We start from the raw sequence: 25796 nt of genomic DNA on the forward strand, positions 1-25796 counted from the left end.
GTGGCGATCCGCTTGGCGGTGCGCCTCACGCCGCGCGGGGGCCGCGACGCCGCGGAGGGCTGGGCCCGGGACGAGAAGGGGCAGCCCTACCTGAAGGTCCGCGTCGCCGCCCCGCCGGTCGAGGGCGCGGCCAATGAGGCGCTCGTCGCGCTGATCGCCAAGGCGCTGAAGGTCAGCCGCGGCTCGGTCCGCATCGTGACCGGCGAGCAGAGCCGGCTGAAGATCCTGGAGATCGACGGCGTCGCGCAGGCGGATCTAGATCAAGTGTTCGGTTCGCCGTGAGCGGTCGCCTACGTCTTTGCGAGCGCAGCGAAGCAATCCAGTGTTGCGCGCGATCGGAGGCCTGAGGCGCGTCTGGATTGCTTCGCTGCGCTCGCAAGGACGGAAGAGCCTGAACGTCAGCCGCTCTCGGACGATGCGTCCCACCTTCCGCGACGCATCGTCCATCGACTGATCGATCAGAACGCGACCTTGTCGCCGCCCTTCAGCGCCAGCATCTCGCGCGCCTCGTCGGGCGAGGCGACCGCGAGGCCCAGCCCCTCGATGATCGCGCGCACCCGCCGGACCTGCGCGGCGTTGGTCTCGGCGAGCTTGCCCGGACCGTCCCAGAGGCTGTCCTCGAGCCCGACGCGGACGTTGCCGCCCATCGCGGCCGCCATGGCGGCGATGTTCATCTGGTTGCGGCCCGCGCCGAGCACCGACCAGCGGTACTGATCGCCGAACAGACGATCGGCGGTGCGCTTCATGTGCATCACGTCGTCCGGATGCGCGCCGATCCCGCCCTGCAGGCCGAAGACCGTCTGGATGAACAGCGGCGCCTGCACGAGCCCGCGGTCGAAGAAGTATTTCAGGTTGTAGAGATGCGCGGTGTCGTAGCACTCGAATTCGAACTTCGTCCCGTTCGGGCCGCAGGTTGTCAGGATGTGCTCGATCTGGCCGAACGTGTTGCGGAAGATGATGTCCTTGTTGCCGAGATAGTCCCGCTCCCACTGGTGCTTCAGGTCCTTGAAGCGGTCGAGCATGCCGAACAGGCCGAAGTTCATCGAGCCGAGGTTCAGCGAGGCGACCTCCGGCTGGAAGGTCGCGGCCGGGCGCACCCGCTCCTCGATGGACATGGTCGGCGCGCCGCCCGTGGTGATGTTCACCACGCAGTTCGAGCGCTGCTTGATCACCGGCAGGAACTTGGCGAAGGCCTCGGGTGTCTGGTCGGGCTGGCCGTTCTCCGGGTTGCGGGCGTGCAGGTGCACGATGGCGGCGCCGGCCTCGGCGGCGCCGATGGCGGCGTCGGCGATCTCCTCGGGCGTCACGGGCAGGTGCGGCGACATGCTGGGCGTGTGGATCGCGCCCGTCACCGCGCAGGTGATGATGACTTTCCGCTGTGAGGCCATGCTCAGTCCTTCCGTGAAGCCTTGTGGGCGCGGAGCGCCGCCAGCCGCGCGTCGCGGCGGTTCATGCGTGCGGGCAGATCGGTCGGCGGTTGCCACTTGGCCAGGATCGCCTCGGTGGCCGGCGCCTCGTAGACCGAGGGCGGAGCCGGGTCGGCGGCGAGGCTCTTGTAGAAACCGGTGTAGCGGGCGCAGTAATCGGCGATGCCGCCGGGCGCGTTGAGCTCGATCGTCTCGAACGGACCCATGAAGCTCCAGCGCAGGCCGAGGCCGTCCGCGACGGTCTTGTCGAGGTCCTGCGGGGTGACGTAGCCCTCCGAGGCGAGGCGGAACGCCTCCGCCAGGAGGGCGCCCTGGAGCCGGTTGAGGATGAAGCCCTCGATCTCCTTCAGCACGGTGATCGGGACCTGCCCGATCTGCTCGTAGACCTGACGGGCCCGCACCAGCGCCTCAGGAGCCGTCCACGGCGCGCCGGAGATCTCCACGAGCGGGATCAGGTGCGGCGGGTTCACCGGATGGCCGACCAGGCACCGGGCCCGACCGGGCAGATCCTCGGTGAACAGGGAGCAGCGGATCGCCGAGGAGGACGAGGCGATGACGGCCTCCCGCGGCGTCGCGGCGTCGAGGTCCGCGAACAGGCTTCGCTTCACCTCCAGCCGCTCCGGGCCGTTCTCCTGCACGAAGGCGACGCCGTCGAGGGCGGCCGCGAGCGTGCCGGCCGCGCGGATGCGCGCCGCGGCACCCGCGGGATCCGCGCAGAGGTCGTTCGCCGCCAGGGTCCGCAGCCCCTCGGCGCAGAGCGGGATCGCGGCCTCGGCGACGCCCGCCGCGGGATCGAACAGGCGCACGTCCCAGCCGGCACGGGCGAAGATCATCGCCCATGCCCGGCCGATCAGGCCGGCGCCGACGATCGCGACGCTCTCGGTCATAGCCACAGCACCTTCCGCCTCAACTCCTGATCCTCGCGCAGGAGACGCGACTCGCCCGTCCACTGCACGCTGCCGCGCTCCAGGGCGACGGTGCGGTCGGACAGCGCCAGGGCGAGGTCGAGGTGGTGGTCCACCAGGATGATCGCGATCTCCCGGCGCAGCCGGTCGAAGGCCTCGAACAGCTCCTCGGTCACGGCCGGCGACAGGCCCTCGAAGGGCTCGTCGAGGAGGAGGAGCCGCGTGTCCCCCGAGAGGGCGCGGGCCACCGCCACCATCTGCTGCTCGCCGCCGGACAGGCGGGCCGCGTCGACGCTCCAGCGCTCCTTCAGGCGCGGGAAGAACTCGAGGACCTTCTCCTCGTCCCAGTGGATGCCGGCGCCGGTGAGCCGCCGCAGCCGGCCGAGGCCCAGATTCTCCGCGACGGTCATGCCGGCGAACAGCGCCCGCCCCTGCGGCACGTAGCCGATCCCCAGCCGGGCGATCCGGTCGGGCGACAGGCCGGCGATGTCCTGGCCGGCGAGCACGATCCGGCCGGCGGCCGGCGGCGCGGTGCCGATCAGGGTCTTGAGCAGAGTCGACTTGCCGGCCCCGTTGCGTCCGAGGAGCGCCACGACCTCGCCCCGGCGCACCGCCAGGTTCACCCCGTTCAGGATGTGCGATTTGCCGTAGAAGGTGTCGACGCCCTCCATGGCGAGCAGCGTCTCGGCCTCGGCGGCGCTGGCGCGCGGCTTCGCGGCGATCGCCGCCGTGCCCGAGCCGAGATAGACCGCCTGCACCCGCTCGTCGTCCCGGGCATCCGCGACCGAGCCGTCGACCAGCACGGCGCCGTCGGCCATCACGGTGACGCGGTCGGCGAGGCGGAAGACGCGGTCGATGTCGTGCTCGACGAGGAGCACCGGGATGTCGGCCGAGAGCGCCTTGATCAGGTCGCCGACCCGCTCGCGCTCGGCCGCCGCGAGCCCGGCGAGGGGCTCGTCGAGCAGCAGCACGCGCGGCCGCGTGGCCAGGGCCAGCCCCATGTCGAGCAGCCGCTGGCCGCCGTAGGACAGGCTGCCGGCCTCGGCCCGCTCGATGCCGGACAGGCCGGTCCAGCGCAGCAGCTCGGCGGTGTCGTCGGCGATCTCCCGGACGGCCAACGCGTCCCGCCAGGGGCTGAAATGCGCGGCGTGCCGGGCCTGCACCGCGAGGCGAACGTTCTCCTCCACGGAGAGGCCCGGGAACAGGTTGGTGATCTGGAACGAGCGGCCGATCCCGGCCCGGGTGATGGCGTGCGGCTCCAAGCCGGCAATCTCGCTTCCGTCGAGGCGGATGCTGCCGCCGCTCGGGCGGAACATCCCGGACAGCAGGTTGAAGGCGGTGGTCTTGCCGGCGCCGTTCGGTCCGATCAGGGCGTGGAGCGTCCGGTCGGCCACCGCGAAGGACACGCCGCGCACCGCCTTCACGGGCCCGAAGCTCTTCCGGATCTCGTCGGCGACCAGCACCGGGCCGTCGCCGCGCCCCTCCGCGATGAAGCGGGCCGGGACGCGGCCCGAGGCGCCGGCGCGGCGGGCCGACATGGCCGCGCCCTCGGTCGGGACGCGCCGGAACGGCTTGAGCAGCCGCGCCGCGATGCCGACGAGCCCGTCCGGCGAGAACACGATGAAGGCGACGAACAGCAGGCCGAAATACAGCAGCCAATCGGCGGTGTAGATCGACAGGAACTCGCGGAAGAGGATGTAGAACAGCGCGCCGAGCGCCGGCCCGAGGAACGAGCGCATCCCGCCGATCACCACCATGGCGAGCAGCTCGCCCGAGAAGGCGATGGAGATCGGGTCGGCCGAGGTGAAGCGGTGACTGTAGGCCGCGAGCGCGCCCGCCAGCCCGGTGATCGTCGCCGAGATCACGAAGGCCGCGAGCTTGTAGCGGTTGGTGGCGTAGCCGAGGAAGCCGGCACGCTGCTCGTTCTCGCGGATCGCCACCAGGACGGTGCCCATCGGCGAGCGCCGGAAGCGCCACAGGGCGATCAGGACCGCGAAGGCGATCCCGGACACCGCGGCGTAGTAGGCGCCGGGTTCCTGCAGCGCCGCCCAGCGGTGCAGGTTGCCGATGCCGTTCTCGCCACCGGTGAGGTCGGTCCAGCGGAACGCGATGGCGTAGAGCATCGCCGTGAAGGCGAGGGTCAGGAGCGAGAAGTAGACGCCCCGCCGCCGGAGGATCAGGCCGCCGGCGGCGAGGGCCGCGAGCCCGGTGATCGCCAGGGCGCCGAGGAGCGGCAGGGCCATGTCGCCGGGGAAGAGGCGCGTCTGGAGGATCGCCACCGCGTAGGCGCCGATCCCGAACCACGCCCCGTGGCCGAACGAGGTGAGCCCGGTCCAGCCGACCAGGATGTTGAGGCCGAGCACCGCCAGGGCGAAGATCACCACGTCGGTGGCGGTGATCAGCGTCAGGCCGATCGCGTCGAGGGCGAAGGGCAGGACGATCAGGGCGGCGAGCGCCGCCCAGAGCTGGCGGCTCTCGCGCAGGATCAGGCCGCGCTGCGGCAGGGCGAGCGGCAGCGGCTCGGCGGTTCCGGACATGGGACGCTCTCCGCTCACTCGAACCGGGCGATGTGCTCGCCGAACAGGCCGCGCGGGCGCAGCAGCAGGACGAGCACCATGAGGGCGTAGACGGCGGCCTCGGTGGCCGGCGGGTAGGCGTAGGCAGTGAGGCCCCGGACCACGCCGACGATCAGCGCGGCGAGCACCACGCCCCAGAAGGAGCCCAGACCGCCGATCACCACGACCACGAAGGCGAAGGTCAGGATCTCGGCGCCCATGGCGGGCTGCACGCCCGTGACCGGCGCCATCATGGTCCCGGCGAGCGCCGCGAGCCCGACCGCGATCGTCACCACGGCGGTCATGTAGGGTCGGAGCGAGATGCCGAGCGCCGCGACCATGTCGGGGTTCTGCACGCCCGCCCGGACCACCCGCCCGAAGCTGGTGCGGGTCAGGAGCAGCCACAGGCCGGCGACGCAGGCGAGGGCCACGACGAGGATCGAGAGCCGGTAGCGCGAGTAGATCAGGTCGCCGATGAAGATCTGTCCGCGCAGCCAGCTCGGGATCCCGAAGGGCACCGGCGCCGCCCCGAAGGCCATGCGCAGGGCCTGCTCGGCCACCATGGCGAGCCCGAAGGTGAGGAGCAGGCCGAGCGTCGGGTCGCCGCGGTAGAAGCGCCGGAGCAGGAACCGCTCGATCAGGAGTCCGAGCACCGCCACCGCGAGCGGCGAGGCGATGAGCGCACCGCCGAAGCCGATGGTCGGCGTCAGCAGCACGGTCATGTAGGCGCCGATCGCGTAGAAGGCGCCGTGGGCGAGGTTCACGATCCCGCCGAGGCTGAAGATCAGCGACAAACCCAGCGCGATCAGCAGATACTGCACGCCGATCAGCAGGCCGTTGAGCACCTGCTCCAGGATGAAGACGAGCTGCATGGACGCCTCACGCCGGGAAGGTGCAGGCGTTCTCGTCGCGGGTGGTGGCGAGCACTTCCAGGCTCTCGCCGGGACCGGGCAGCGGCCCGGTCGAGGTGAAGATGTCGTAGGGGTTCTTGACCTGATCCGCCGGCAGGGCAGTGATCGCGAACATCTCCTGCATCAGTTCGTGGTCCCAGGGGCGGAAATAGCCCTCGCGGACCTTGGCGATGTCGAATTTCGCGCCCGATTCCAGGTGCTCCACGACCTTGATCGATTCGGTCGATTTGAGCTCGTTCATAGACTGCGCGACGATCTTCATCGCTGTGTAGTCGCCCCAGCCCTGGTTCTCCGGCGGCTTCTTGTACTTGGCCTTGAAGGCGGCGACGAACTTCTTCGCCGAGGGCGAGTCGATCTGGTGGTGCCAGATCACCGGCCAGGTGCCGAGGAAGTTCCCCGGTCCGGCGCCCCAGGCGAGCGCCGTGTCGAAGCCGAAGCCGGCGACCGGGAACGGCAGGCCGAACTCGCTGTACTGTTTCAGGAAGTTGGTGATCTGCGCGCCCGCGAGGTTGCAGATCACGAGGTCCGGCTTGGCCTGACGGAGCTTGAGCAGGAACGGCGAGAAGTCGGTGAGCTCGGTCGGGATCAGATCCTCGCCGACGAGGGTGGCGTCGTTGGCGGCGAAGTACTTCTTGGCCTGCTTCAGGAGATCGTGGCCGAAGGCGTAGTCGGCGGTGAGCGCGTAGACCTTGCGCCCCTTGATCAGGCCCCGGTCGAGCAGCGCCCGCCCGCAGGCCCGCACCATCATGGTGTTCTGCGATTCGACGTGGAACATGAACCGCTTGCAGTCGGAGCCGCGCAGCGCGTCCGAGTTGGCGCCGGTGTTGATGAACAGGATCTTCTCGCGCTGGGCGACCTGGCTGATCGCCAGCGCCGAAGCGGAGTTGATCTCGCCGACGAGGCAGGCGACGCGGTCGCGCTGGACCATGCGCTCGGCCTTGGCCGAGGCGGTCTGCGGGTTGACGCTGTCCTCCGACAGGAGCTCGACCTTCCGGCCCGCGATGCCGCCGGCCGCGTTGATCTCCTCCACCGCGAGCTGGGCCGCCTGCACGGCGAACTCGCCGAGCGGCCCGAGGAAGCCGGTCCGCGGCGTGAGGTGACCGATCCGGATCACCTCCGACTGCCCCTGGGAGAGCGCCGGGCTCGCGAGGGCCGGCGCGAGGAGCGCCGCGCCGCCGGCGCGCAGGAGGCTGCGGCGAGAAAGGGAATCCCCGTACCGGTCCGTCATCGTTCCGCTCCCGTGCGTGTCCTCCAGCCGGGTTGTTGTGGCGGGCTCTGACGGCCCTCACCCGAACTGTGATCACAGATCACTAGCGTGATAGTGCCGGATCCGTCTAGTGTCGGCATATGAATTCCACTTTGGCGCTGGCCGACCTGCCCCAGCTCGAGCGGCGGACCCTGTCCGACACCGTCTACGAGGCCCTGTCGGATCTGCTCGCCTCGGGGCGGCTGGCGCCGGGCGACCGGCTGTCCCTCCGGCAGAGTGCGGCGGCCCTCGGCGTCTCGGTCATGCCGGTGCGCGAGGCGGTGAGCCGGCTCGCGGCGGACGGCGTGCTGGAAGTGGCGCCGAATCGGGTGATCCGGGTGCCGGTCATGGGCGCGGCCGCGTTCCGGGCCCTGGTCGAGACCCGCATCGCGGTCGAGGGGATCGCGGTGGCGCGGGCGGCCGAGCGGCGGACGGGGGCCGAGCTCGCGGCGATCCGGAGCGCCGAGACGGCCTTCCGGGCCGAGGCCGAGGCGGCGGAGCCCGACAGGGCGCGCGCCGTCCAGCTCAACCGCGACTTGCATTTCGCCATCTACGGCGCCTGCGGGCTGGCACCCCTGCAGGAGATCATCGCGCGGCTCTGGCTGAAGGCCGGCCCGGTGATCAACCTGGATCTGCGCGCCCACCCGGAGCGCCTCCTCCAGGGCTTCGCTCTGCGCCGGCACGCCGAGGCCGTGGCGGCCATCGAGATCCGGGACGGCGCGGCGGCCGCGGCCGCGATCGCCGCCGACATCCGGGAAGCCGCGGAGTTCATCTTGACCCGCGGCGGATTGCGGGACGTTCAGGGAGAGGATTGATCATGGATCTGGGGATTGCCGGCCTGCGCGTCCTGGTGACGGCGGGCGCTGCCGGAATCGGTCGCGAGATCGTCGACGCCTTCCTGGACGAAGGCGCGCGCGTCTTCGCCTGCGATATCGACGCCGAGGCCTTGGCCGCGCTGCCGGACACCGTCGGGCGCAGCCGGACCGACGTCGCCGACCGCGACGCCGTCGCCGCGATGATGGACCAGGCGGTCGAGTTCCTCGGCGGCCTCGACGTGCTCGTCAACAATGCCGGGATCGCCGGCCCGACCGGTCGGGTCGAGGAGATCGCGCCCGAGGAGTGGGATCGCTGCCTCACGGTCTGCCTGACCAGCCAGTTCAACTGCGCGCGCCTGGCGGTGCCGCACCTGCGTCAGAGCGCCAACGCCTCGATCGTCAACCTCTCCTCGGCCGCGGGCAAGTTCGGCTTCGCCCTGCGCAGCCCCTACGCGGCCGCCAAATGGGGGGTGATCGGCTTCACCAAGTCCTTGGCGATCGAGCTCGGCAATGCCGGGATCCGGGTGAACGCGATCCTCCCGGGTCTCGTCGCCGGGGATCGCCAGCGCCGGGTGCTCGAATCGAAGGCCCAGCAGCAGGGCACGAGCTTCGCCGACATGGAGGCGCGGGCGTTCTCATTCGTGTCGGTGAAGGAGTACGTCACGGCGCGGCAGCTCGCCGACCAGATCCTGCTGCTCTGCTCGCCGCGTGGCCGGACGATCTCGGGGCAGGCCATTTCCGTCGATGGTGACACCCGGATGCTGTCCTGAAATTAATCCAGCGCCGGAGATGCTGCGGCGGATCAATCCTCAGAGTATTGCAAGATTGAGCTCAGGGCGCCGCGACCGCGGCCGCGACGCCCGCCGCGGTAGCGGAAGACACGAGCCGGACCGCCAGCGCCGGCCCCAGGATGCGAGGAAGCGACCATGAGCGACAAACGCCGGATCACGCCCGCCGACCTGCGCTCGAAGGCCTGGTTCGACAACCCGCACAACCCGGGCATGACCGCCCTCTACCTGGAGCGCTACCTCAATTACGGGCTGACGCCGGAGGAGCTGCGGTCGGGCAAGCCCCTGATCGGCATCGCCCAGACGGGTTCCGACCTGTCGCCCTGCAACCGCCATCACGTCGAGCTCGCCAAGCGGGTGCGGGACGGCATCACGGCGGCCGGCGGCGTCGCCTTCGAGTTTCCCTGCCACCCGATCCAGGAGACCGGGAAGCGGCCGACCGCGTCGCTCGACCGGAACCTCGCCTACCTATCGCTGGTCGAGGTGCTGTACGGCTACCCGCTCGACGGCGTCGTGCTGCTGACCGGCTGCGACAAGACCATGCCGGCCTGTCTGATGGCGGCGGCCACCGTCAACATCCCGGCGATCTCGCTGAACGTCGGACCGATGCTCAACGGTTACTTCCAGAAGGAGCTGACCGGGTCCGGCACGATCGTCTGGAAGACGCGCGAGCGGCATGCCGCCGGCGATATCGACTTCCAGCAGTTCATGGACATCGTCGGGTCGTCGGCACCGTCCACGGGCCACTGCAACACGATGGGAACGGCCTCGACAATGAACGCCCTCGCCGAGGCGCTCGGCCTCGCGCTGCCCGGCTCGGCGGCGATCCCGGCGCCCTACCGCGAACGCGGCCAGGCGGCCTACGCCACCGGCCAGCGGATCGTCGAGATGGTCTGGGAAGACCTCAAGCCCTCTGACATCCTGACCCGCGAGGCCTTTGAGAACGCGATCGTGGCCAACGCAGCGATCGGCGGTTCGACCAACGCGCCGATCCACATCAACGCCATCGCCAAGCATATCGGCGTGCCGCTGAGCTGCGACGACTGGGAACAGGTCGGGTTCGAGATCCCGCTGCTCGTGGACATGCAGCCCGCCGGCCGCTGGCTCGGCGAGGAGTATTTCCGCGCGGGCGGCCTGCCGGCGGTCTTCGCCGAGCTGATCGAGGCCGGGAAGGTCCACGAGGGTGCCCTGACCTGCAACGGCCGGACCGTCGGCGAGAACTACCGCGGGCGGCACAGCTGGAACCGCGACGTGATCCGCGCCTACGGCGAGCCGCTGATGGAGCGCGCCGGCTTCCTCAATCTCAAGGGGAGCCTGTTCGATTCCGCGATCATGAAGACCTGCGTGATCTCGGAGGAATTCGCCGCCCGCTACCTGCGCAATCCGAACGATCCGATGGCCTTCGAGGGGCGGGTGATCGTGTTCGACGGTCCCGAGGACTACCACATGCGGATCGACGACCCGGCGCTCGACATCGACGAGAACACGATCCTGATCATGCGCGGGGCCGGTCCGATCGGCTATCCCGGCGCCGCCGAGGTGGTGAATATGCAGCCGCCCGGCGCCCTGATCCGGCGCGGCGTCACCTCGCTGCCCTGCATCGGCGATGGCCGGCAATCCGGCACCTCCGGCACGCCCGCCATCCTGAACGCGTCTCCCGAGGCGGCCGCGGGCGGCGGGCTGGCCCTGTTGCAGAGCGGCGACCGTATCCGGATCGACCTCAACCGCCGGAGCGCCGACATCCTGCTCCCGGCCGAGGAGATCGCGCGCCGGCGCGCGGATCTGGCGGCGCGCGGCGGATATCCCTACCCGGCGACGCAGACGCCCTGGCAGGAGATCTACCGCGATCAGGTCGACCAGCTCGATCAAGGCATGGTGCTGAAGGGCGCGGTGAAGTTCCAGAAGGTCGCGCAGGCCTCCGGGGTGCCGCGGGACAACCACTGAGGCCGTTACCAGAACCCGCCGGACGGGCGGACGCGGGGCTGCGACGGGCCTCGCGCCGGGCGAGGTTCGCGGCAGCCCGCGAGGCCCGGCGCAGTACAGGACTCCGGCCGCCCGCTGCCAGCGTGACACCGCGGCCGGTTTGCGCCGCAGTGAATTTTGAATACATTTCCCCGCGGGTGGGCGCGTCCCATCTCGGGAGGGATCGATCGTGACGGAAGCGAGGGCGGATGCCCCGGCGCCGCGTGCAGCGGCGCGCCTCGAGGCCGGTTTGCCGCGCCGGCTGGCGGAGCAGCTCCAGGGTGAGGCGCGCTTCGACGCCTTCACGCGCGGACGCTACAGCACCGATGCGTCGATCTACCAGATCATGCCCGCCGGCGTGGTGCTGCCGCGCTCCGCCGCCGACATCGCCGCGACCCTGCGCATCGCCGCCGAGCACGGCGCCCCGGTAATCCTGCGTGGCGGCGGCACCTCGCAGAACGGCCAGCCGATCGGGTCCGGCCTCGTCGTCGACTGCTCGCGGTACTTCAACGGCGTCCTGGCCTACGACGCGGAGGCCGGCACGATCACCGTCGAGCCCGGCATGGTGCTGGAGCGCCTGAACACCCGGGTGAAGGCCGACGGCTGGTTCTTCCCGGTCGAGCCCTCGACGGCCACCCGCTGCACCATCGGCGGCATGGCGGGCAACAATTCCTGCGGGGCCCGCTCCCTGCGCTACGGGAAGATGAGCGACAACGTCCTCGCGATCGAGGCGCTGCTCCACGACGGCGAGGCCTTCGGCTTCGGCCTGACCGGAAACGCGCATCCGGGCGTGAACGGGTCGGATCGGGCCGCGGCGCTCGCCGCGCGGATGCGCGGCCTCGCCGAGGACCACCGCGCCGAGATCGAGGCGCACTACCCGAAGGTTCAGCGCCGCGTGGGCGGCTACAACCTCGATTCGCTGATCGAGGCCCAGCCGAACCTTGCGCACCTGCTCGTCGGGTCCGAGGGCACGCTGGCCGCGACCACCGCGGTGACGCTGAAGCTCTCGCGCCTGCCGACACACCGCGTGATGGGCGTGTGCCACTTCCCGTCCTTCCGGGCGGCCATGGAGACGACGCGGCACATCGTCGGCCTGGACCCGGTGGCGGTCGAGCTGGTCGACAACAACGTCCTCGTGCTCGGCGCCGATATCCCGCTGTTCCGCACGACGCTCGCCGACATCACCAAGAGCAAGCCGAACTGCCTTCTGCTGACGGAGTTCGCCGGCGACGACCTCGCGTCGCTCCGGCGCGACCTGAAGCGCCTCGACGCCTGCATGGCCGATCACGGCTTCCCGGACGCCGTCGTGGAGGTGGTCGAGCCCGCGCGCCAGAAATCCGTCTGGGAGGTGCGCGAGGCCTGCCTCAACATCATGATGTCGATGAAGGGCGACGCGAAGCCGGTCTCGTTCATCGAGGATTGCGCCGTCCCGCTGGAGCACCTCGCCGACTACACCGACGCGGTGACGGAGGTCTTCACCAAGAACGGCACCCGCGGCACGTGGTATGCCCACGCGTCTGTCGGCTGCCTGCATGTCCGCCCGATCCTCGACATGAAGGAGGCCGGCGATGTCCGGCGGATGCGGGCGATCGCGGAGGAAACCTCCGAGCTGGTGCGCCGCTACAAGGGCTCGTATTCCGGCGAGCACGGCGACGGACTCTCGCGCTCGGAATTCGTCGAGCCGCTGTTCGGCGCGACGCTCACCCGCGCCTTCGAGACCGTGAAGGACGCGTTCGACCCGGAAAACCGGCTCAACCCCGGCAAGATCGTGCGGGCGCCGAAGTTCGACGATCGCAGCCTGTTCCGCTTCAAGCCGGACTACGCCGTGTCGGCGCCGATGAAGACCGCCCTCGACTGGTCGGACTGGGGCGGCTTCGGCTCCGCCGTCGAGATGTGCAACAACAACGGCACCTGCCGGAAGCTCGTCGGCGGCGCCATGTGCCCCTCCTACCGGGCAACCCGGGAGGAGCAGCACCTGACCCGGGGCCGGGCCAATTCCCTGCGGCTCGCGATCTCGGGCCAGCTCGGCAAGGACGCCTTCACCAGCCCGGAGATGAAGCGCACCCTCGATCTCTGCGTCTCCTGCAAGGCCTGCCGCCGCGAGTGCCCGACCGGCGTCGACATGGCCAAGATGAAGATCGAGTTCCTCCACCACTACCATGCCCGCCACGGGCTTCCCTTGCGGGAGCGCCTCATCGCGACGATGCCGCTCTACGCCGGGGCCGCCGCGCGGCTGGCGCCGCTCCTCAACCTGCGGGACCGGTACCCGGCCCTCGCCGCCCTCTCGGAGCGCGTCGCCGGCCTCTCGGCCAAGCGCTCGCTGCCGCGCTGGCGCCGGCCCTGGAGCGAGCAGGGCGAGCCCGCCCACGCGCAGGACGTCGCGGGCGATTTCCGCGACGTGATCCTGTTCGGCGACACCTTCAACCGGGCCTTCGAGCGGGAGAATCTCGAGGCGGCCGAGCGCGTCCTGCAGGCGGCCGGCTACCGGCTGCACCGGGTCTACCCGTCCCGCGGCCGACGCCCCCTCTGCTGCGGCCGGACCTGGCTCTCCGCCGGCCAGACCGACCGGGCGCGCCAGGAGGCGCGCCGCACCCTCGACGCGCTTCTGCCGTTCCTGCGCGCGGGGGCACGGGTCGTCGGCCTCGAGCCGTCCTGCCTGCTGACCTTCCGGGACGAGTTCGCGGCGCTCCTGCCCGGCGAAGAGGCCGCGCTGCTGGCCAAGCAGTCGTTCCTGTTCGAGGAGTTGCTGGCCGCCGACCTGACGGCCGGACGCATCGCGCTGCCGTTCGCCGATCAGGGCGGCCGGGTCGCGCACCTGCACGGCCACTGCCATCAGAAATCCTTCGGCGTCATGGGCTCGGTCGAGACGGTGCTCCGGTCGGTGCCGGGGCTCGACCTGCGGGTCATCGAGTCGAGCTGCTGCGGGATGGCGGGCGCCTTCGGCTACCGGCCGGAATCCATCGAGACGTCCTTCGTCATGGCGGAGCTGTCGCTGTTCCCGGCGCTGCGCGCCGCAGGGCCCGACGACCTCGTGGTGGCCGACGGGACGAGCTGCCGTCACCAGATCCACGACGGGCTGGGTCTCCAGGCGGAACATGTGGCCCGCGTGCTGGATCGGGCCCTCGTGCCTCGACACTCCATTGCCGGGCACCTACACATAGACCACAGGTCGCACTGACCTGACGTGTGTCGGGGGACCATGAAGAAAATCGAGCCCGGGATCGGCATCAGCCGCCGCTACCTCCACGACGAGGTCGCCGAGCGCATGCGCGAACTGATCCGGTCCGGCGAGATGGAGCCGAAGGCGCGGATCAACGAGAGCGAGCTGACCGAGCGCTTCGGGATCTCGCGGACGCCGCTCCGCGAGGCGATCAAGATCCTGGCGACGGAGGGACTGCTCGAATTGCTCCCGAATCGCGGGGCGCGCGTCGCCAGCATCTCGGACGGCGAACTCGAGGAGATGATGGAGGTGATCGCCGGCCTCGAGGCGACGGCCGGTGACCTCGCCTGCCGCACGATCACCGACGCCGACATCGACGCCCTAGTGGTCGACCACGACGCGATGGTCGAGGCCTGGAAATCGGGCGACGAGGCCGGTTACTTCAGCCACAACCGGCGCATCCACGAGGGGATCATGGCGGCGAGCCGCAACACGATCCTCGCCAACATCTACGAGAGCCTGTCCGGCCGGATCCAGCGCTCGCGCTACTCCGCCCACCAGACCCCCGAGCAGTGGTCCCGCGCCGTCTCCGAGCACGAGCGCATGATCGCGCTGCTGCGCGCCCGGGACGGTGCGGCGCTGGCCGTCCTGATGCGCGAGCACATCCGCGGGAAGAAGTCGGTGATCGCCGCCAATTACGGTGCGGCCGAGACCGCCTGAGCCTCAGCCGCGATAGACCGCGCCCGCGATCAGCCGGGCGTCCCGGTCATCTCGAACCAGAACGACGCGCCCGGCGTGCAAGAATCGTTCGCGTAGAGGAACGGGATGTCGGGGCCGTTGCCGCGGGCGGCGAAGACCGTCTTGACCCGAGCGCTCATCGCCGGGTCCTGGCAGATATACATCACCGGCACGGTCACCCGGAACGGCGGCGCGCCGCACAGCAGCATCGCCGCCAGAAGGTACTGCTCGTTGTACAATCGGCAGTTCCAGGCGGACGGGTAGTCGTCCGGGATGAAGATGTCGTGGATCTGCACGATCACGCCCGGTGCGAGGCGCGGCATCACCTCGAAGAAGAACACCGTCACATCCGAATTCGCGAAGGAGCGGTGCGAACCGTCGAAGAAGAGGATGTCGCCCGCCTTCAGTTCCTCGAAGATCTTCAGATCGCAGGATTCGAGCGGGCTGCGCACGGTCCAGTCGCAAAGCGCGTCGATCTCGCGGCGGGGCATCGGATCGATCGAGGTGATCCGCGTCGGAAGGTTCAAGGTGTCGATCGCGTGCCGCGCGAAGCAGGTCGAGCAGCCCGAGCCGATCTCGAAGAACCGAGACGGGCGCTTCCAGGCCAGCATGGTCATCAGCGCGGCGCCGTCGAGGGCGGTGAACCACGTGTTGTTCCAGTGGGGCGTCGCCCCACCGGTCACGGGCGCGTCGTGCGGGACGCTGTGCAGCAGGTCCGCCCGCGTCTCGAGTTCCGTGAGGAAGCTGTCGTAGGCCGCGTGCGACCGGGCGAGCACCGCCTTGAGCTGGCCGTGCGGCGCCCGGCCCGGCGACCAGCGCGCGGACGGCACGACGGGGTAGTAATCGTGGACCGTGTGGCTCCAGCGAAAAACTTCCCGGCTGGCCCGGAAGATATCCACCCCCGCGCGACGGCCCGCGCTCCTGACGACGTCCTTCAGCATGATCGATCCCCGGCTCCGGATCGACAATGCCGGGACTGCAACTTATGGTCGAGTCGGGCGGAACACCTACGCAGTCCGACCTGCCGGCAGGGTTAGGGCGCGATGAAGGGACGATCCCCGGGCCGGGCCCGGATTCGGACAGGCCGCCGACACCATTATCGCGGGCGATGCGCCCCCCGCCGCTCAGGCGGCGCTCGGCGCCCGCAGTCCGGCCACCAGATCGGTGAAGCGGTCGCCCTGAACGATCACGTGGCCCCGGAGGGCCTCCGCGGCGCCGGCCTCGTCGCCCGCGATGATCGCGGCGACGATCGCCTCGTGCTCGGCCAGCGATTGCGGCAGGCGCTGGCGCACGCGCAGCTGCAGCCGGCGATACGGGGCCAAGCGGCGATGGAGCGACAGCGCCTGCTCCGCCAGGAAGGCGTTCCGGCTCGCCCGGTACACGACCGTGTGGAACACGTAGTTCTCGGCGTAGTAGGCCTCGGTGTCCTCGGTGGTCAGGGCGGCGCGGCAGCCCTCCAGCGCGGCGCGCAGCGCGGCGGCGTCCTCGGGGACGAGGCGGCGCGCCGCGAGACGGCCGCAGGCCGCCTCGATCTCCGCCATCGTCTCGAACATGGCGAGCAGCAGGTGCGGCTCGGGCGCGCTGACGATCGCTCCCCGCCGGGGCTTCGTCTGCACGAGGCCGGTGACGGCGAGCTGCAGCAGCGCCTCCCGGATGGGCGTGCGCGAGACCCCGAAGCGGGCCGCGAGCTGGTTCTCGTCGAGCCGCGATCCCAAGGCGAGCTCGCCCGAGACGATCTCATCCTCGATCCGCTGCCGCAGCCGCTGCGCGTGGCTCATGCCGCCGTTCCCTCCCCCGATGAACGGGTCGCGCGCCGCCCCGCCCTTGAGGCCGGCGGATGTTCGGCGCGCGCGAACATTATGCTGGAGCATTGACAAAATATACAAGCCGGTTTTCCATGCATACAACGAGGCGCCGTACTATTGCAGCGCACAAAATTACGCCGCGTTGTTTGCGGTGCGGGAGAGCTCCATGACGCCAACTCGTCGATCGCTGATCGCGGCCACGCTCGCGGCACCGGCCATCCTGCGGTTCGGCCTGAACAGCGCGCAGGCGGCCACGACGCTGAAGCTGTCCCACCAGTTCCCCGGCGGCACGATCGACGAGGGCGATTTCCGCGACCGCATGTGCCGGAAGTTCGCCAAGATGGTCGGCGAGCGCTCGAAGGGCGCCCTGGACGTCCAGGTCTACCCGGGCTCCTCGCTGATGAAGACGAACGCCCAGTTCGGCGCCATGCGCAAGGGCGCGCTCGACATGTCGCTCTACCCGAGCCCCTACGCGGGCGGCGAGATTCCGGAACTCAATATCGGCCTGATGCCCGCCCTCGTGACGTCCTACGCGCAGGCCGTGGCGTGGAAGGCGGCCCCGGTCGGCCGCAAGCTCACCGAGATCCTGGACGCGAAGGGCATCATCCTGGTCTCCTGGGTCTGGCAGGCCGGCGGCGTCGCGAGCCGGGAGCGCGCCCTCGTGGCGCCGGCCGACGCCAAGGGGATGAAGGTCCGCGGCGGCTCGCGCGAGATGGACATGATGATGAAGGAGGCCGGCGCGGCCACCCTCTCGATCCCGTCGAACGAGTCCTACGCGGCGATGCAGACCGGCGCCTGCGACGCGGTGATCACCTCATCCACCAGCCTGATCTCCTTCCGCCTTGAGGAGCTGTCCAAGGCGCTGACCTCGGGGCGCGAGCGCTCCTACTGGTTCATGCTCGAGCCGATCATGATGTCCAAGATCGTGTTCTCGGGCCTGCCGAAGGAGCAGCAGGACCTGATCATGGCGGTCGGCACGGAGCTCGAGGCCTTCGGCCAGGCCGGCGCGAAAGAGGACGACACCCGCGTCGAGGAGATCTTCGCCAAGGCCGGCGCCAAGGTCGTCCAGGTCGACGAGAAGTCCCTCGGCCAGTGGCGGGATCTCGCCCGCAGCACGGCCTGGAAGGACTACGCCGCCAAGAACGCGAACTGCGCGGAACTGCTGAAGCTCGCGGAGCAGGTCGCGTGAGCCACGGCTTCGACGCGGCCACGGCCGCCCCGGAGGCGCGCGGGGCCGAGGAACCGCGCCTTCCGGGCCTCCTCGGCACCTTCGATTGGGGCATGCGCCTCCTGAACAAGGTGATCCTGGCCGTCGGCGGCCTCTGCCTGGTGGCAGCCTGCCTCGTCCTGACCCACAGCGTCGTCGTCCGCTACCTCCTGAAGGAGCCGACGGAGTGGCAGGACGAGATGGCGGTGTACCTCATCATCGGGGCCACCTTCCTGTCGGCGGCCGGCGTGCAGGCCAAGCGCGGGCACGTCGCGATCGAGGCCCTGACCGGCCTCCTCCCGCCCGCCGCCAACCGGGTCCGGCTCCTGCTGGCCGACGTCGTCAGCCTCGCCTTCTGCCTGTTCTTCGCCTGGAAGAGCTGGTCCCTCGATCACGAGGCGTGGGTCGACGGGCAGGTCTCGCAGTCGACCTGGGGACCGCCCCTCTGGATCCCCTACACGCTGATGTCGGTCGGCATGAGCCTGCTGTGCGTCCAGTTCGTCCTCCAGATCGCCGAGGCCCTCGCCTACGGGCCCCGGGCCGCCGGCTGGGCGCAGCCCAAGATCGGGCTCGGGGCCGACGTGAATCGCGACATGCACGGGGCGGCCGAGGTCGCGCCCCGGGGACCGGACCCAATGGGTCAGACCGTTTCCGCGAAGGTTGAACGATGAGCACGGCCGCGATCGGCTTCCTGTACGCGGGCGCGACCCTCGGGGCGATGCTCTCGGGCATCCCCATCGCCTTCGCGCTGGGCTTCGTGGCGCTCGCCTTCATGGTGGCGTTCATGCCCGGGGCCTCCCTCGATACGGTGGCGCAGAACGTCTACGAGGAGATGGCCTCCATCACCCTGCTGTCGATCCCGCTCTTCATCCTGAAGGGCGCGGCCATCGGGCGGTCCAAGGCGGGCCAGGATCTCTACACGGCCATGCACGCCTGGATGCACCGCATCCCGGGCGGCCTGGGCATCGCCAACGTCTTCGCCTGCGCGCTCTTCGCCGCCATGGCGGGCTCCAGCCCGGCCACCTGCTCGGCGATCGGCTCGGCCGGCATCCCGGAGATGCGCAAGCGCGGCTACTCGCCGGGCTTCGCGGCCGGGATCATCGCGGCGGGCGGCACGCTCGGCATCCTGCTGCCGCCCTCGATCACCATGATCCTGTACGCGGTGGCGGCCGAGCAGTCGCTCGGGCGGCTGTTCCTCGCGGGCATCGGGCCGGGACTCCTGCTCGTGGGCCTGTTCGCCGCGTGGTCGATGGTGCGCTTCCGCTCGGAATACGCCGCCGCGAAGGTGGCCCTGGAGCGCGGCGGGCCGGCCTCGCCGATCCTGGCGGACGAGCAGTACAGCATGGCGCAGCGCTTCTCGACGCTGCCGCGGGTCCTGCCCTTCGTGGTCCTGCTCACCGGTGTGATGGTGGCGCTCTACGGCGGCTACGCCACGCCGTCCGAGACCGCGGGCCTCGGCGGGCTGATGGCCCTGGCGCTGATCGCCGCGATCTACGGCGTCTGGCGGTTCCGCGACGTCACGCCGATCCTGACGGCGACGCTGCGGGAATCGACCATGCTGATGCTCATCATCGGCATGTCGCTGCTCTACGCCTACGTGATGAGCTACCTGCACATCTCGCAGTCGGCCGCCGCCGCGATCGTCGCGATGCAGCTCTCGCCGTGGGTGCTGCTGGTGACCATCCTGGCGCTGGTGATCGCGCTCGGCTTCTTCCTGCCGCCGGTCTCGATCATCCTGATGACGGCGCCGATCATCCTGCCGCCGCTCAAGGCCGCCGGGTTCGACCTCGTGTGGTTCGGCGTGGTGATGACCATCACCATGGAGATGGGCCTGATCCACCCGCCGGTGGGCCTCAACATCTTCGTCATCAAGAACATCGCCCCGGACATCCCGCTCTCGGACATCATCTGGGGCACCCTGCCCTTCGTGATCCTGATGGCGGTGGCGATCCTGATCCTGTGCCTCGTGCCGGGCATCGCGATGTGGCTGCCGGACCTGCTGCTGACGACGATGCGGTAGGTCGAAACACGCAGCGAGTCTGCCGGGCAGGCCCCTCTCCGCCGGGAGAGGGGCCTGTCGCGCGAGGGGACACGGTCGCGCGAGCGTCGCGCCCCGCGCAGTGGCGGCCCGCGTCGGCGCGCTGGCCGGCGCGACCGGAGCCGCCTATGGCAGCGCGCGCGCCGCCCCGCCCCGATCCCGAGCTTCGGACCGAACCATGAGCCTCGCCTCCGTGCGCGCCTTCTTCGCCGAGAAGGCGCCCGACATCGCGGTCATCGTGCTGGAGACCAGCACCGCGACCGTCGCCGAGGCGGCGGAGGGCCACGGCGTCGTCCCGGCCCAGATCGCCAAGACGCTCTCGATCCGGGTCGGCGATCAGGTCGCCCTGGTGGTGACGCGCGGCGACGCGCGGCTCGACAACCGGAAGGCCAAGGCCGCCTTCGGCGGCAAGGTGCGGATGCTCGACTTCGGCGAGGTCGAGGCGCTCACCGGCCATCCGGTGGGCGGCGTCTGCCCCTTTGGCCTGTCGACGCCGCTGCCAGTCTACTGCGACGTCTCGCTGCGGGCGTTCGACGAGGTGGTGCCGGCGGCCGGCAGCACCCACAGCTCGGTGCGGATCGCGCCGGCGCGGATGGCCGAGCTGACCGGCGCCGCCTGGGTCGATGTCTGCGCGCTGCCGGGCTGAGCGGCGCGGCCAGCGCCATTCCCGCTCCGCACGAGGTGCGGATCCCCGCTCCCGCGCGGGAGAGGGAGAGGTTGAGGGATCAGGGCTGTCCAGACGAGGCGCGCGCCGTCGACGGAGGATCGCGCGCTTGATCCTTAACGTTCTCGTCCCTCACCCCAACCCTCTCCCGCCCGGGAGAAGAGGCATGGCGCCTCTGTCTCGACACTGAAGACGCTTTCTCTCCGGACCGTCGCAACACCCTCCGGTGCGGCCCTAGCGCCCGGTCCAGTTGGGCGGGCGCTTGCCGAGGAACGCCTCCATGCCCTCGCGGAAATCCTGGCTCATGTAGCACATGAGGATCAGGTCATCGCCGGGATGCGGCGCGCCCTCGGCGCCGGCCTCCTCCTCGGCGAGCCGCCGCAGACCCTCCTTGGTCGCCTGCATGGTCAGCGGCGCGTGGTTGGCCAAGAGCTGGGCCAGCGTATCGACCCGCTCCGTGAGCGCGATCCGATCGTCGACCACCTCGCCTACGAGGCCGATGGCGAGCGCCTCTTCGGCGCCGACGAGGCGGGCGGTGAAGATGATGTCCTTGACCCGCGCCGGGCCGATCAGGCCGGAGAGCCGCTTGAGGTTGCCCTGGCTCAGGCAGTTGCCGAGGGTGCGGGCGATCGGGAAGCCGAAGCGGGCGTCGCGCGTGGCGATGCGCAGGTCGCAGGCCGCCGCGATGGCCGCGCCGCCGCCCGTGCAGGCGCCGGCGATCGCCGCGATGGTCGGCACCCGCAGCCGCTCCAGGGAGCCCAGCACCCTGTCCATGAAGCGCTCGTAGCCCAGCGCGTCCTCGGCGGTGCTGAAGTCGCGGAACTGGGCGATGTCGGTCCCGGCCGCGAAGGCCTTGTCGCCCGCGCCGGTGATGATCAGCGCCTTGACTGCGGGGTTCCCGGCGATCGCCTCGCAGCAGGTGATCAGGCCCTGATACATCGCGAAGGTCAGCGCGTTGCGCGCCTGCGGACGGTTCAGGACGATGCGGGCGATGCCGGCCTCGTCGGTGGTGAACAGCAACTCGTCGGTCGCGGGCTTGGCGGTCATGCGCGGCGTCTCCGGGTGGCGGCGTCAGGCCGCGGTCTCGCGGACCACGCCCCGCGCGATCAGCGCGTCGATCTCGGCCGGCGCGTAGCCGGCCTCGGCCAGGATCGCGCGGGAATGCTCGCCGAGCAACGGGGCCGGCCCGTGCACGCGACCTGGCGTCTCGGAGAACTTCACCGGCAGGCCGAGCGTCTTCATGCGGCCGACCCGCGGGTGATCGACCTCGACCACCATCTCGCGGGCGAGGGTCTGCGGGTCCCGGTGCATCGCGTTCACGTCGAGGACCGGGCCGGCCGGGACGCCGCCGGCTTCCAGCCGGGCGAGCCACTCGGCCGAGCCGTGGGCCCGGAAGATCGGCGCGAGGGTCGCGGCGAGCGCGTGCCGGTTGGCCATCCGGTCGCGGTTGAGCGCGAAGCGCGGATCCTCCGCGAGGTCGTCGGCGCCGATGGCCTTGAGCAGGCGCAGCCAGTTGGTCTGGTTGGCCGCGCCGATCGTGATCCAGCCGTCGGCGGTCTCGAAGGCCTCGTAGGGGGCGTTCAGCGGATGGGCCGAGCCCATCGGCCCGGGCGCGACCCCGGTCGCCATGGCGATGGCCGACTGCCAGTAGGTGTGGGTGATGCCGGCCTCGAACAGCGACGTGTCGACCGCCTGGCCCCGGCCCGTGCGGAGCCGGTTCGCGTAGGCGGCGAGGATGCCCATGGCGGCCAGGATGCCGGCGGTGATGTCGGTGACCGGCGGCCCGCACTTCATCGGCGGACGCCCGGGCCCCTCCCCCGTCACCGACATGAGGCCGCTCATACCCTGCGCCACGAGGTCGAACCCAGCCCGGTCGGCGTAGGGACCGGTGCGGCCGAAGCCGGAGAGCGAGCAGTAGACCAGCTCCGGGAACTCGACCTTGAGGGTCTCGTACCCGATCCCGAGGCGCTCCATCGTGCCGCCGCGGTAGTTCTCGATCAGGGCGTCCGCGCCCTTGAGCAGGCGCCGCAGGACCGCGACACCGTCCGGATCCTTCAGGTCGAGGCTGAGTCCGCGCTTGCCGCGGTTCATCATCATGTAGGCGGCGCTCTCGCCCTCGAGGGCGGGCGGGACGGTGCGACGGGTGTCGTCACCCTCCCTCTTCTCGACCTTGATCACCTCCGCGCCCATGTCGGCGAGCATCAGCCCGCAGACCGGCCCGGCCATGATGTGGGCGAGCTCGATCACCCGCATCCCGGCGAGGGGACCCGACCGCTTCATCGTCTCCGCCATCGCGCGCTACTCCCCGGCCGGGACGGTGGCCGCGGGGCCGACCGACGGCGTGACGGGATCCACGAATTCCCGCTCAGGGTGCATCGTGAAGGCCAGCGCGGCGCCGAGCAGGCACAGGCCGATCGAGCCGACGAACGGCAGCGTCCAGCTCCCGGTCACGTCGACGATGACGCCGAAGACGATCGGCGAGACGATCGCCGCCACGGCGGAGCCGGTGTTCATCAGGCCGCTGGCGGTGCCGGCGTATTTCGGCGCGATGTCCATCGGCACCGACCAGATCGGTCCGATCACCAGCTCGGCGAAGAAGAAGCCGGAGGACAGCAGCAGCGCCACGAGGGTCAGGTCCCGGGTCATGAACACGCCCGCGAGGCTCGCGGCCGCCCCGAGGAAGCCGATCACGATCACCGACAGGCGCGCGAGCTTCACCTTGCCGGTGCGGTGCAGGATCGAGTCGCTGAGCAGGCCGCCGACCGTGTCGCCGACGACGCCGGCGAAGAACACGCCCGAGGCGAACAGGGCCGAGTTCTTCAGGTCGAGGCTATAGTTCTCCTTGAAGAAGCTCGGCAGCCAGCCGAGGAAGAGCCACAGCGTCCAGCCGTAGCAGAAATACGTGACGGTGACCGGCAGCATCCGGCGCGTCAGGGCACCCCACGGCACGCTCTGCTTCGCGCCGACCTGGCGGGGCGGCGGCAGCGTCGCGAGCTCGGCCTCGGTGATCGCCGGATGCTCGGATGGGTCGTCGCGGAAGTACAGCCACCAGATCGCGACCCAGACGAAGCTCACCGCGCCGAGGATGACGAAGCTCGTCCGCCAGCCGAAATGGTAGATCAGGAACGCCACGATCGGCGGCGCCACCGCGTTGCCGAGCCGCGCGAAGGCGTGGGTGATGCCCTGCGCGAAGCCGCGCCGGCCGGGCGCCGTCCAGTTCTGCATGGCGCGGGTCGCGGTCGGGAAGGTCGCGCCCTCGCCGAAGCCGAGCAGCACCCGGGCCATGAACAGGCTGACGAGGCCGCCGACCATGCCGGTCAGGATGGTCGCCGAGGCCCAGATCACCCCGCAGGCCAGCAGCGTGCGCCGGGCGCCGAACTTGTCGCCGACCGAGCCGCCGATCACCTGGAAGATCGCGTAGGGGTACGCGAAGGCCGACAGGATCAGACCGAAATCGGTCTTCGACATGCCGAAATCGCGCATGATCTCCGCACCGGCCGTGGCGATGTTCACCCGGTCCAGGTACGTGATGAAGTACATCAGACAGAGCAGGCCGAGCACGCCGTTCGTGGCGCTGAAGCGCTTCGACATCGACCGTTCCTCCCATGGGGGCGCCGCCTCGCGCGGTCGCCGGGCACCTCGGCTCACGGGCCGGGCGCTCTTTCGTAATGCATTATTCAAACGCGTCGCGCGGCGGAAGGCAACCGCCGACGTGCATCCGGCACGTGAATTCATTCCACGGGGTGCAACTGAAAACGGGGGCCGCCCGGGCCCCCGTCTCGTGTCGGTCGTCGCCGGGAGGCGCCGCGGCGCCGGTCAGGCCGTCGCGGGCCGGAGCTGACCCTGCTCGGCCTCGGTCGGGGTGCCGATCGCCTTGCCGAGCGCCTTGCCGCGCGGCCCGACCCAGCTCCCGACCCACTTGCGCTGCCAGAGGGCGAGGCAACCGAGCACGATCGCGGTGAAGACGGCGTAGCCGACGAAGCCCAGCGAGAACGAGCCGGTATACTGCTTCGACAGGCCCATGACGTTCGGCAGGATCGCGCCGCCGAGCGCGCCGATCTCGCCGATCATCGAGCCGGCCACCGCCGTGTTGGTGGGCCAGCGCAGCGGGACGAGCTGGAACAGCGCGCCGTTGCCGGCGCCGAGCGCCGCGAAGCACAGCATGAACAGGAGCGTCGTGAGCGCCAGCGACGGGGTCGCGGTCAGCGAGAGCAGGGTCGCGATCGCCGCCAGCAGCACCACCGACAGCACCGCGATGCCGCCCATCCGGTCGGCGAAGTAACCGCCGACGATCCGGATGCCGGAGCCCATGAAGGCCGCCAGCATCGTCAGCCGCCCGGCCTCGACCTTCGTCACCGCGAACTGCTCGTAGAAGAAGGTCGGCAGGAAGTTCGACAGGCCGATGAAGCCGCCGAAGGTGATCACGTAGATCAGCGAGAACGCCCAGCCGTCCTTCGTGAACAGGCAGGAGACGTGCTCCTTGAAGGACTGGTGCTCGCAATCCGGCGGCTCCTTGGCGAGCACGATCATGACCGCCAGCGGCAGCAGCATCACGAGGCCCGCGAAGGCGTAGGTGGTCTGCCAGCCGTAGGCCTGGGCAAGCGGCGGGGCGAACAGCACGGCCAGCACGGTGCCGGAATTGCCGGCGCCCGCGATGCCCATCGCCAGCCCCTTGTGTTCCGGCGGGAACCAGCCGGAGCCGAGGGAGAGCGCGACGCCGAAGGACGCGCCGGCGATGCCGAGCAGCACGCCCATGGCGAGCACGTCGTTGTAGGAGGAGACGAAGAGATAGCCGTAGGCCATCGCCATCATGATCACGACCATCTCGGTGATCGCGGCGTTCTTGCGGCCGATATACTGGGCCAGGACGCCGAGCGGGAAGCGCATCAGCGCACCGGCGAGGATCGGTAGCGAGATCATGAAGCCGGTCTGGGCCGGCGTCAACTTGTAAGTCTCGGTGATGAACGGGCCCATGGCGCCGTTCAGGACCCAGATGGCGAAGCAGAAATCGAAGTAGAGGAATGCCGCGAACAGCGTCGGGGGGTGACCCGACTTCATCACCGTTTTGAAGCTGGCCATAGCTGGTGCTCGTCGTAAGTGGGCGAACCGCCGTGCGGTCGCTCATGCCGGGGATCCGGACTCACACCGTCCGCTGTTTGGAGCGTCGTTGCTCCGCCGCCGCAGCAGGCGCGGCTGACTGGGCAATGCAGCAAGCGTGCCATCCCGGACGGACGCCCGCCGACCGGATCGCTCGGCCGTCGCGGCGCCGCGGCCGAACCGCGTTCCGCCAAGTCGCTGGCGCCGAGTCGCTGCCGCTCGGCGAGGCAGGCGTGCCGAGTAAACGGGCGCTCGCCCGGCGCCCTCACGGATCGGTGAGCGGCGCGGCCGAAATCGTTGCTGCACGAGGGCAACACACGCGGCGAGAAACGACCCGGAAGACCCTGTAAGTTGCCTTCGATGACCGTCGGCAACTTGGCGGTAAAGCGCGACCTTTGCTAAGCCCCGGGATGAGCTGTGCCGCGACTTCGTGCCGGCCTGCTCGCCTGCGCGTCGCGGCAAGCCCCGGCGACGCCTC

Annotated in this window: 21 protein-coding genes; 10 read left to right on the top strand and 11 right to left on the bottom strand. The window is 70.3% G+C overall.

The window, feature by feature from the left end:
- A complete protein-coding gene (locus BLW78_RS04665) occupies positions 1 to 282 on the top strand; it encodes a DUF167 domain-containing protein (RefSeq protein WP_091677074.1) in 282 nt (93 codons plus the stop codon).
- Positions 283 to 458: 176 nt separating this feature from the next.
- On the opposite strand, the gene BLW78_RS04670 is transcribed toward BLW78_RS04665, so the two are convergent.
- The 5 genes from BLW78_RS04670 to BLW78_RS04690 are packed head-to-tail and all read right to left on the bottom strand — an operon-like array spanning position 459 to position 7026.
- Positions 459 to 1388 (bottom strand): 3,5-dioxohexanoate:acetyl-CoA acetone transferase, encoded by a 930-nt coding sequence (locus BLW78_RS04670; protein WP_091677076.1) that lies wholly within the window; start codon positions 1386 to 1388, stop codon positions 459 to 461.
- A gap of 2 nt (positions 1389 to 1390) precedes the next feature.
- Positions 1391 to 2314 (bottom strand): 3-hydroxyacyl-CoA dehydrogenase, encoded by a 924-nt coding sequence (locus tag BLW78_RS04675; RefSeq protein WP_091677079.1) that lies wholly within the window; start codon positions 2312 to 2314, stop codon positions 1391 to 1393.
- Entirely contained in the window at positions 2311 to 4869 is a 2559-nt protein-coding gene (locus tag BLW78_RS04680; RefSeq protein ID WP_091677082.1) for a branched-chain amino acid ABC transporter ATP-binding protein/permease, read from the bottom strand. The genes BLW78_RS04675 and BLW78_RS04680 overlap by 4 nt, the downstream gene beginning before the upstream one ends.
- Positions 4870 to 4883: 14 nt before the next feature.
- Positions 4884 to 5759: a branched-chain amino acid ABC transporter permease gene (locus tag BLW78_RS04685; RefSeq protein ID WP_091677084.1), complete on the bottom strand. Its 876-nt coding sequence runs from the start codon at positions 5757 to 5759 to the stop codon at positions 4884 to 4886.
- Between the two features lie 7 nt (positions 5760 to 5766).
- Complete coding sequence (locus tag BLW78_RS04690; protein WP_020091906.1) at positions 5767 to 7026, bottom strand: ABC transporter substrate-binding protein; 1260 nt, start codon at positions 7024 to 7026, stop codon at positions 5767 to 5769.
- Between the two features lie 119 nt (positions 7027 to 7145).
- Between BLW78_RS04690 and BLW78_RS04695 the strand changes: the two genes are divergently transcribed.
- The 5 genes from BLW78_RS04695 (at position 7146) to BLW78_RS04715 (ending at position 14489) form a co-directional block, all read left to right on the top strand.
- Positions 7146 to 7859, top strand: a complete 714-nt coding sequence (locus tag BLW78_RS04695) for a GntR family transcriptional regulator (protein WP_091677087.1) — start codon at positions 7146 to 7148, stop codon at positions 7857 to 7859.
- A gap of 2 nt (positions 7860 to 7861) precedes the next feature.
- Complete coding sequence (locus BLW78_RS04700) at positions 7862 to 8629, top strand: SDR family oxidoreductase (RefSeq protein WP_091677090.1); 768 nt, start codon at positions 7862 to 7864, stop codon at positions 8627 to 8629.
- A gap of 156 nt (positions 8630 to 8785) precedes the next feature.
- Positions 8786 to 10591 (top strand): IlvD/Edd family dehydratase, encoded by a 1806-nt coding sequence (locus BLW78_RS04705; protein WP_091677093.1) that lies wholly within the window; start codon positions 8786 to 8788, stop codon positions 10589 to 10591.
- A gap of 208 nt (positions 10592 to 10799) precedes the next feature.
- Entirely contained in the window at positions 10800 to 13787 is a 2988-nt protein-coding gene (locus BLW78_RS04710; RefSeq protein ID WP_091677096.1) for an FAD-binding and (Fe-S)-binding domain-containing protein, read from the top strand.
- Positions 13788 to 13808: 21 nt separating this feature from the next.
- Positions 13809 to 14489, top strand: coding sequence for a GntR family transcriptional regulator (locus BLW78_RS04715; protein WP_091677098.1), 681 nt, complete (start codon positions 13809 to 13811; stop codon positions 14487 to 14489).
- A 29-nt stretch (positions 14490 to 14518) separates the two neighbouring features.
- Here the strand turns inward: BLW78_RS04715 and BLW78_RS04720 are convergent, their stop codons facing one another.
- Positions 14519 to 15448, bottom strand: coding sequence for a class I SAM-dependent methyltransferase (locus tag BLW78_RS04720; RefSeq protein ID WP_091677101.1), 930 nt, complete (start codon positions 15446 to 15448; stop codon positions 14519 to 14521).
- A gap of 183 nt (positions 15449 to 15631) precedes the next feature.
- A complete protein-coding gene (locus BLW78_RS04725; RefSeq protein WP_056528436.1) occupies positions 15632 to 16285 on the bottom strand; it encodes a GntR family transcriptional regulator in 654 nt (217 codons plus the stop codon).
- A 193-nt stretch (positions 16286 to 16478) separates the two neighbouring features.
- Here BLW78_RS04725 and dctP point away from each other — a divergent pair, with 193 nt between their 5' ends.
- The 4 genes from dctP to BLW78_RS04745 all read left to right on the top strand — a co-directional run bounded on the left by dctP (position 16479) and on the right by BLW78_RS04745 (position 20203).
- Complete coding sequence (dctP, locus tag BLW78_RS04730; protein ID WP_020091898.1) at positions 16479 to 17501, top strand: TRAP transporter substrate-binding protein DctP; 1023 nt, start codon at positions 16479 to 16481, stop codon at positions 17499 to 17501.
- Positions 17498 to 18190, top strand: coding sequence for a TRAP transporter small permease (locus tag BLW78_RS04735; RefSeq protein ID WP_091677103.1), 693 nt, complete (start codon positions 17498 to 17500; stop codon positions 18188 to 18190). Before dctP ends, BLW78_RS04735 begins: the two co-directional genes overlap by 4 nt.
- Positions 18187 to 19539 carry a TRAP transporter large permease gene (locus BLW78_RS04740; protein WP_091677106.1) on the top strand — a complete coding sequence of 451 codons (1353 nt, stop codon included), beginning with the start codon at positions 18187 to 18189 and terminating at the stop codon, positions 19537 to 19539. The genes BLW78_RS04735 and BLW78_RS04740 overlap by 4 nt, the downstream gene beginning before the upstream one ends.
- 196 nt (positions 19540 to 19735) lie before the next feature.
- On the top strand, positions 19736 to 20203 hold the full coding sequence (locus BLW78_RS04745) for a YbaK/EbsC family protein (protein ID WP_091677109.1): 468 nt from the start codon (positions 19736 to 19738) through the stop codon (positions 20201 to 20203).
- Between the two features lie 252 nt (positions 20204 to 20455).
- Here the strand turns inward: BLW78_RS04745 and BLW78_RS04750 are convergent, their stop codons facing one another.
- From BLW78_RS04750 to BLW78_RS04765, 4 genes are all read right to left on the bottom strand, one after another.
- A complete protein-coding gene (locus tag BLW78_RS04750) occupies positions 20456 to 21268 on the bottom strand; it encodes an enoyl-CoA hydratase/isomerase family protein (protein WP_091677110.1) in 813 nt (270 codons plus the stop codon).
- 24 nt (positions 21269 to 21292) lie between these two features.
- Positions 21293 to 22513: a CaiB/BaiF CoA transferase family protein gene (locus BLW78_RS04755; RefSeq protein WP_020091893.1), complete on the bottom strand. Its 1221-nt coding sequence runs from the start codon at positions 22511 to 22513 to the stop codon at positions 21293 to 21295.
- Between the two features lie 6 nt (positions 22514 to 22519).
- Entirely contained in the window at positions 22520 to 23812 is a 1293-nt protein-coding gene (locus tag BLW78_RS04760) for an MFS transporter (protein ID WP_091677113.1), read from the bottom strand.
- Positions 23813 to 24037: 225 nt separating this feature from the next.
- On the bottom strand, positions 24038 to 25300 hold the full coding sequence (locus BLW78_RS04765) for a nitrate/nitrite transporter (protein ID WP_091677116.1): 1263 nt from the start codon (positions 25298 to 25300) through the stop codon (positions 24038 to 24040).
- Between the last annotated feature and the right edge of the window lie 496 nt (positions 25301 to 25796).

Source organism: Methylobacterium sp. 275MFSha3.1, from assembly GCF_900108435.1.
In the GTDB taxonomy this organism is placed as follows: domain Bacteria; phylum Pseudomonadota; class Alphaproteobacteria; order Rhizobiales; family Beijerinckiaceae; genus Methylobacterium.

Bases quoted from the DNA above. Each gene is read 5' to 3' on its own strand.
- BLW78_RS04740 (WP_091677106.1), top strand. From the start codon at position 18,187: ATGAGCACGGCCGCGATCGGCTTCCTGTACGCGGGCGCGACCCTCGGG.
- BLW78_RS04760 (WP_091677113.1), bottom strand. From the start codon at position 23,812: ATGTCGAAGCGCTTCAGCGCCACGAACGGCGTGCTCGGCCTGCTCTGT.
- BLW78_RS04705 (WP_091677093.1), top strand. From the start codon at position 8,786: ATGAGCGACAAACGCCGGATCACGCCCGCCGACCTGCGCTCGAAGGCC.
- BLW78_RS04700 (WP_091677090.1), top strand. From the start codon at position 7,862: ATGGATCTGGGGATTGCCGGCCTGCGCGTCCTGGTGACGGCGGGCGCT.
- BLW78_RS04690 (WP_020091906.1), bottom strand. From the start codon at position 7,026: ATGACGGACCGGTACGGGGATTCCCTTTCTCGCCGCAGCCTCCTGCGC.
- BLW78_RS04755 (WP_020091893.1), bottom strand. From the start codon at position 22,513: ATGGCGGAGACGATGAAGCGGTCGGGTCCCCTCGCCGGGATGCGGGTG.
- BLW78_RS04680 (WP_091677082.1), bottom strand. From the start codon at position 4,869: ATGTCCGGAACCGCCGAGCCGCTGCCGCTCGCCCTGCCGCAGCGCGGC.
- BLW78_RS04715 (WP_091677098.1), top strand. From the start codon at position 13,809: ATGAAGAAAATCGAGCCCGGGATCGGCATCAGCCGCCGCTACCTCCAC.
- BLW78_RS04675 (WP_091677079.1), bottom strand. From the start codon at position 2,314: ATGACCGAGAGCGTCGCGATCGTCGGCGCCGGCCTGATCGGCCGGGCA.
- BLW78_RS04765 (WP_091677116.1), bottom strand. From the start codon at position 25,300: ATGGCCAGCTTCAAAACGGTGATGAAGTCGGGTCACCCCCCGACGCTG.
- BLW78_RS04695 (WP_091677087.1), top strand. From the start codon at position 7,146: ATGAATTCCACTTTGGCGCTGGCCGACCTGCCCCAGCTCGAGCGGCGG.
- BLW78_RS04670 (WP_091677076.1), bottom strand. From the start codon at position 1,388: ATGGCCTCACAGCGGAAAGTCATCATCACCTGCGCGGTGACGGGCGCG.
- BLW78_RS04720 (WP_091677101.1), bottom strand. From the start codon at position 15,448: ATGCTGAAGGACGTCGTCAGGAGCGCGGGCCGTCGCGCGGGGGTGGAT.
- dctP (WP_020091898.1), top strand. From the start codon at position 16,479: ATGACGCCAACTCGTCGATCGCTGATCGCGGCCACGCTCGCGGCACCG.
- BLW78_RS04685 (WP_091677084.1), bottom strand. From the start codon at position 5,759: ATGCAGCTCGTCTTCATCCTGGAGCAGGTGCTCAACGGCCTGCTGATC.
- BLW78_RS04750 (WP_091677110.1), bottom strand. From the start codon at position 21,268: ATGACCGCCAAGCCCGCGACCGACGAGTTGCTGTTCACCACCGACGAG.
- BLW78_RS04745 (WP_091677109.1), top strand. From the start codon at position 19,736: ATGAGCCTCGCCTCCGTGCGCGCCTTCTTCGCCGAGAAGGCGCCCGAC.
- BLW78_RS04725 (WP_056528436.1), bottom strand. From the start codon at position 16,285: ATGAGCCACGCGCAGCGGCTGCGGCAGCGGATCGAGGATGAGATCGTC.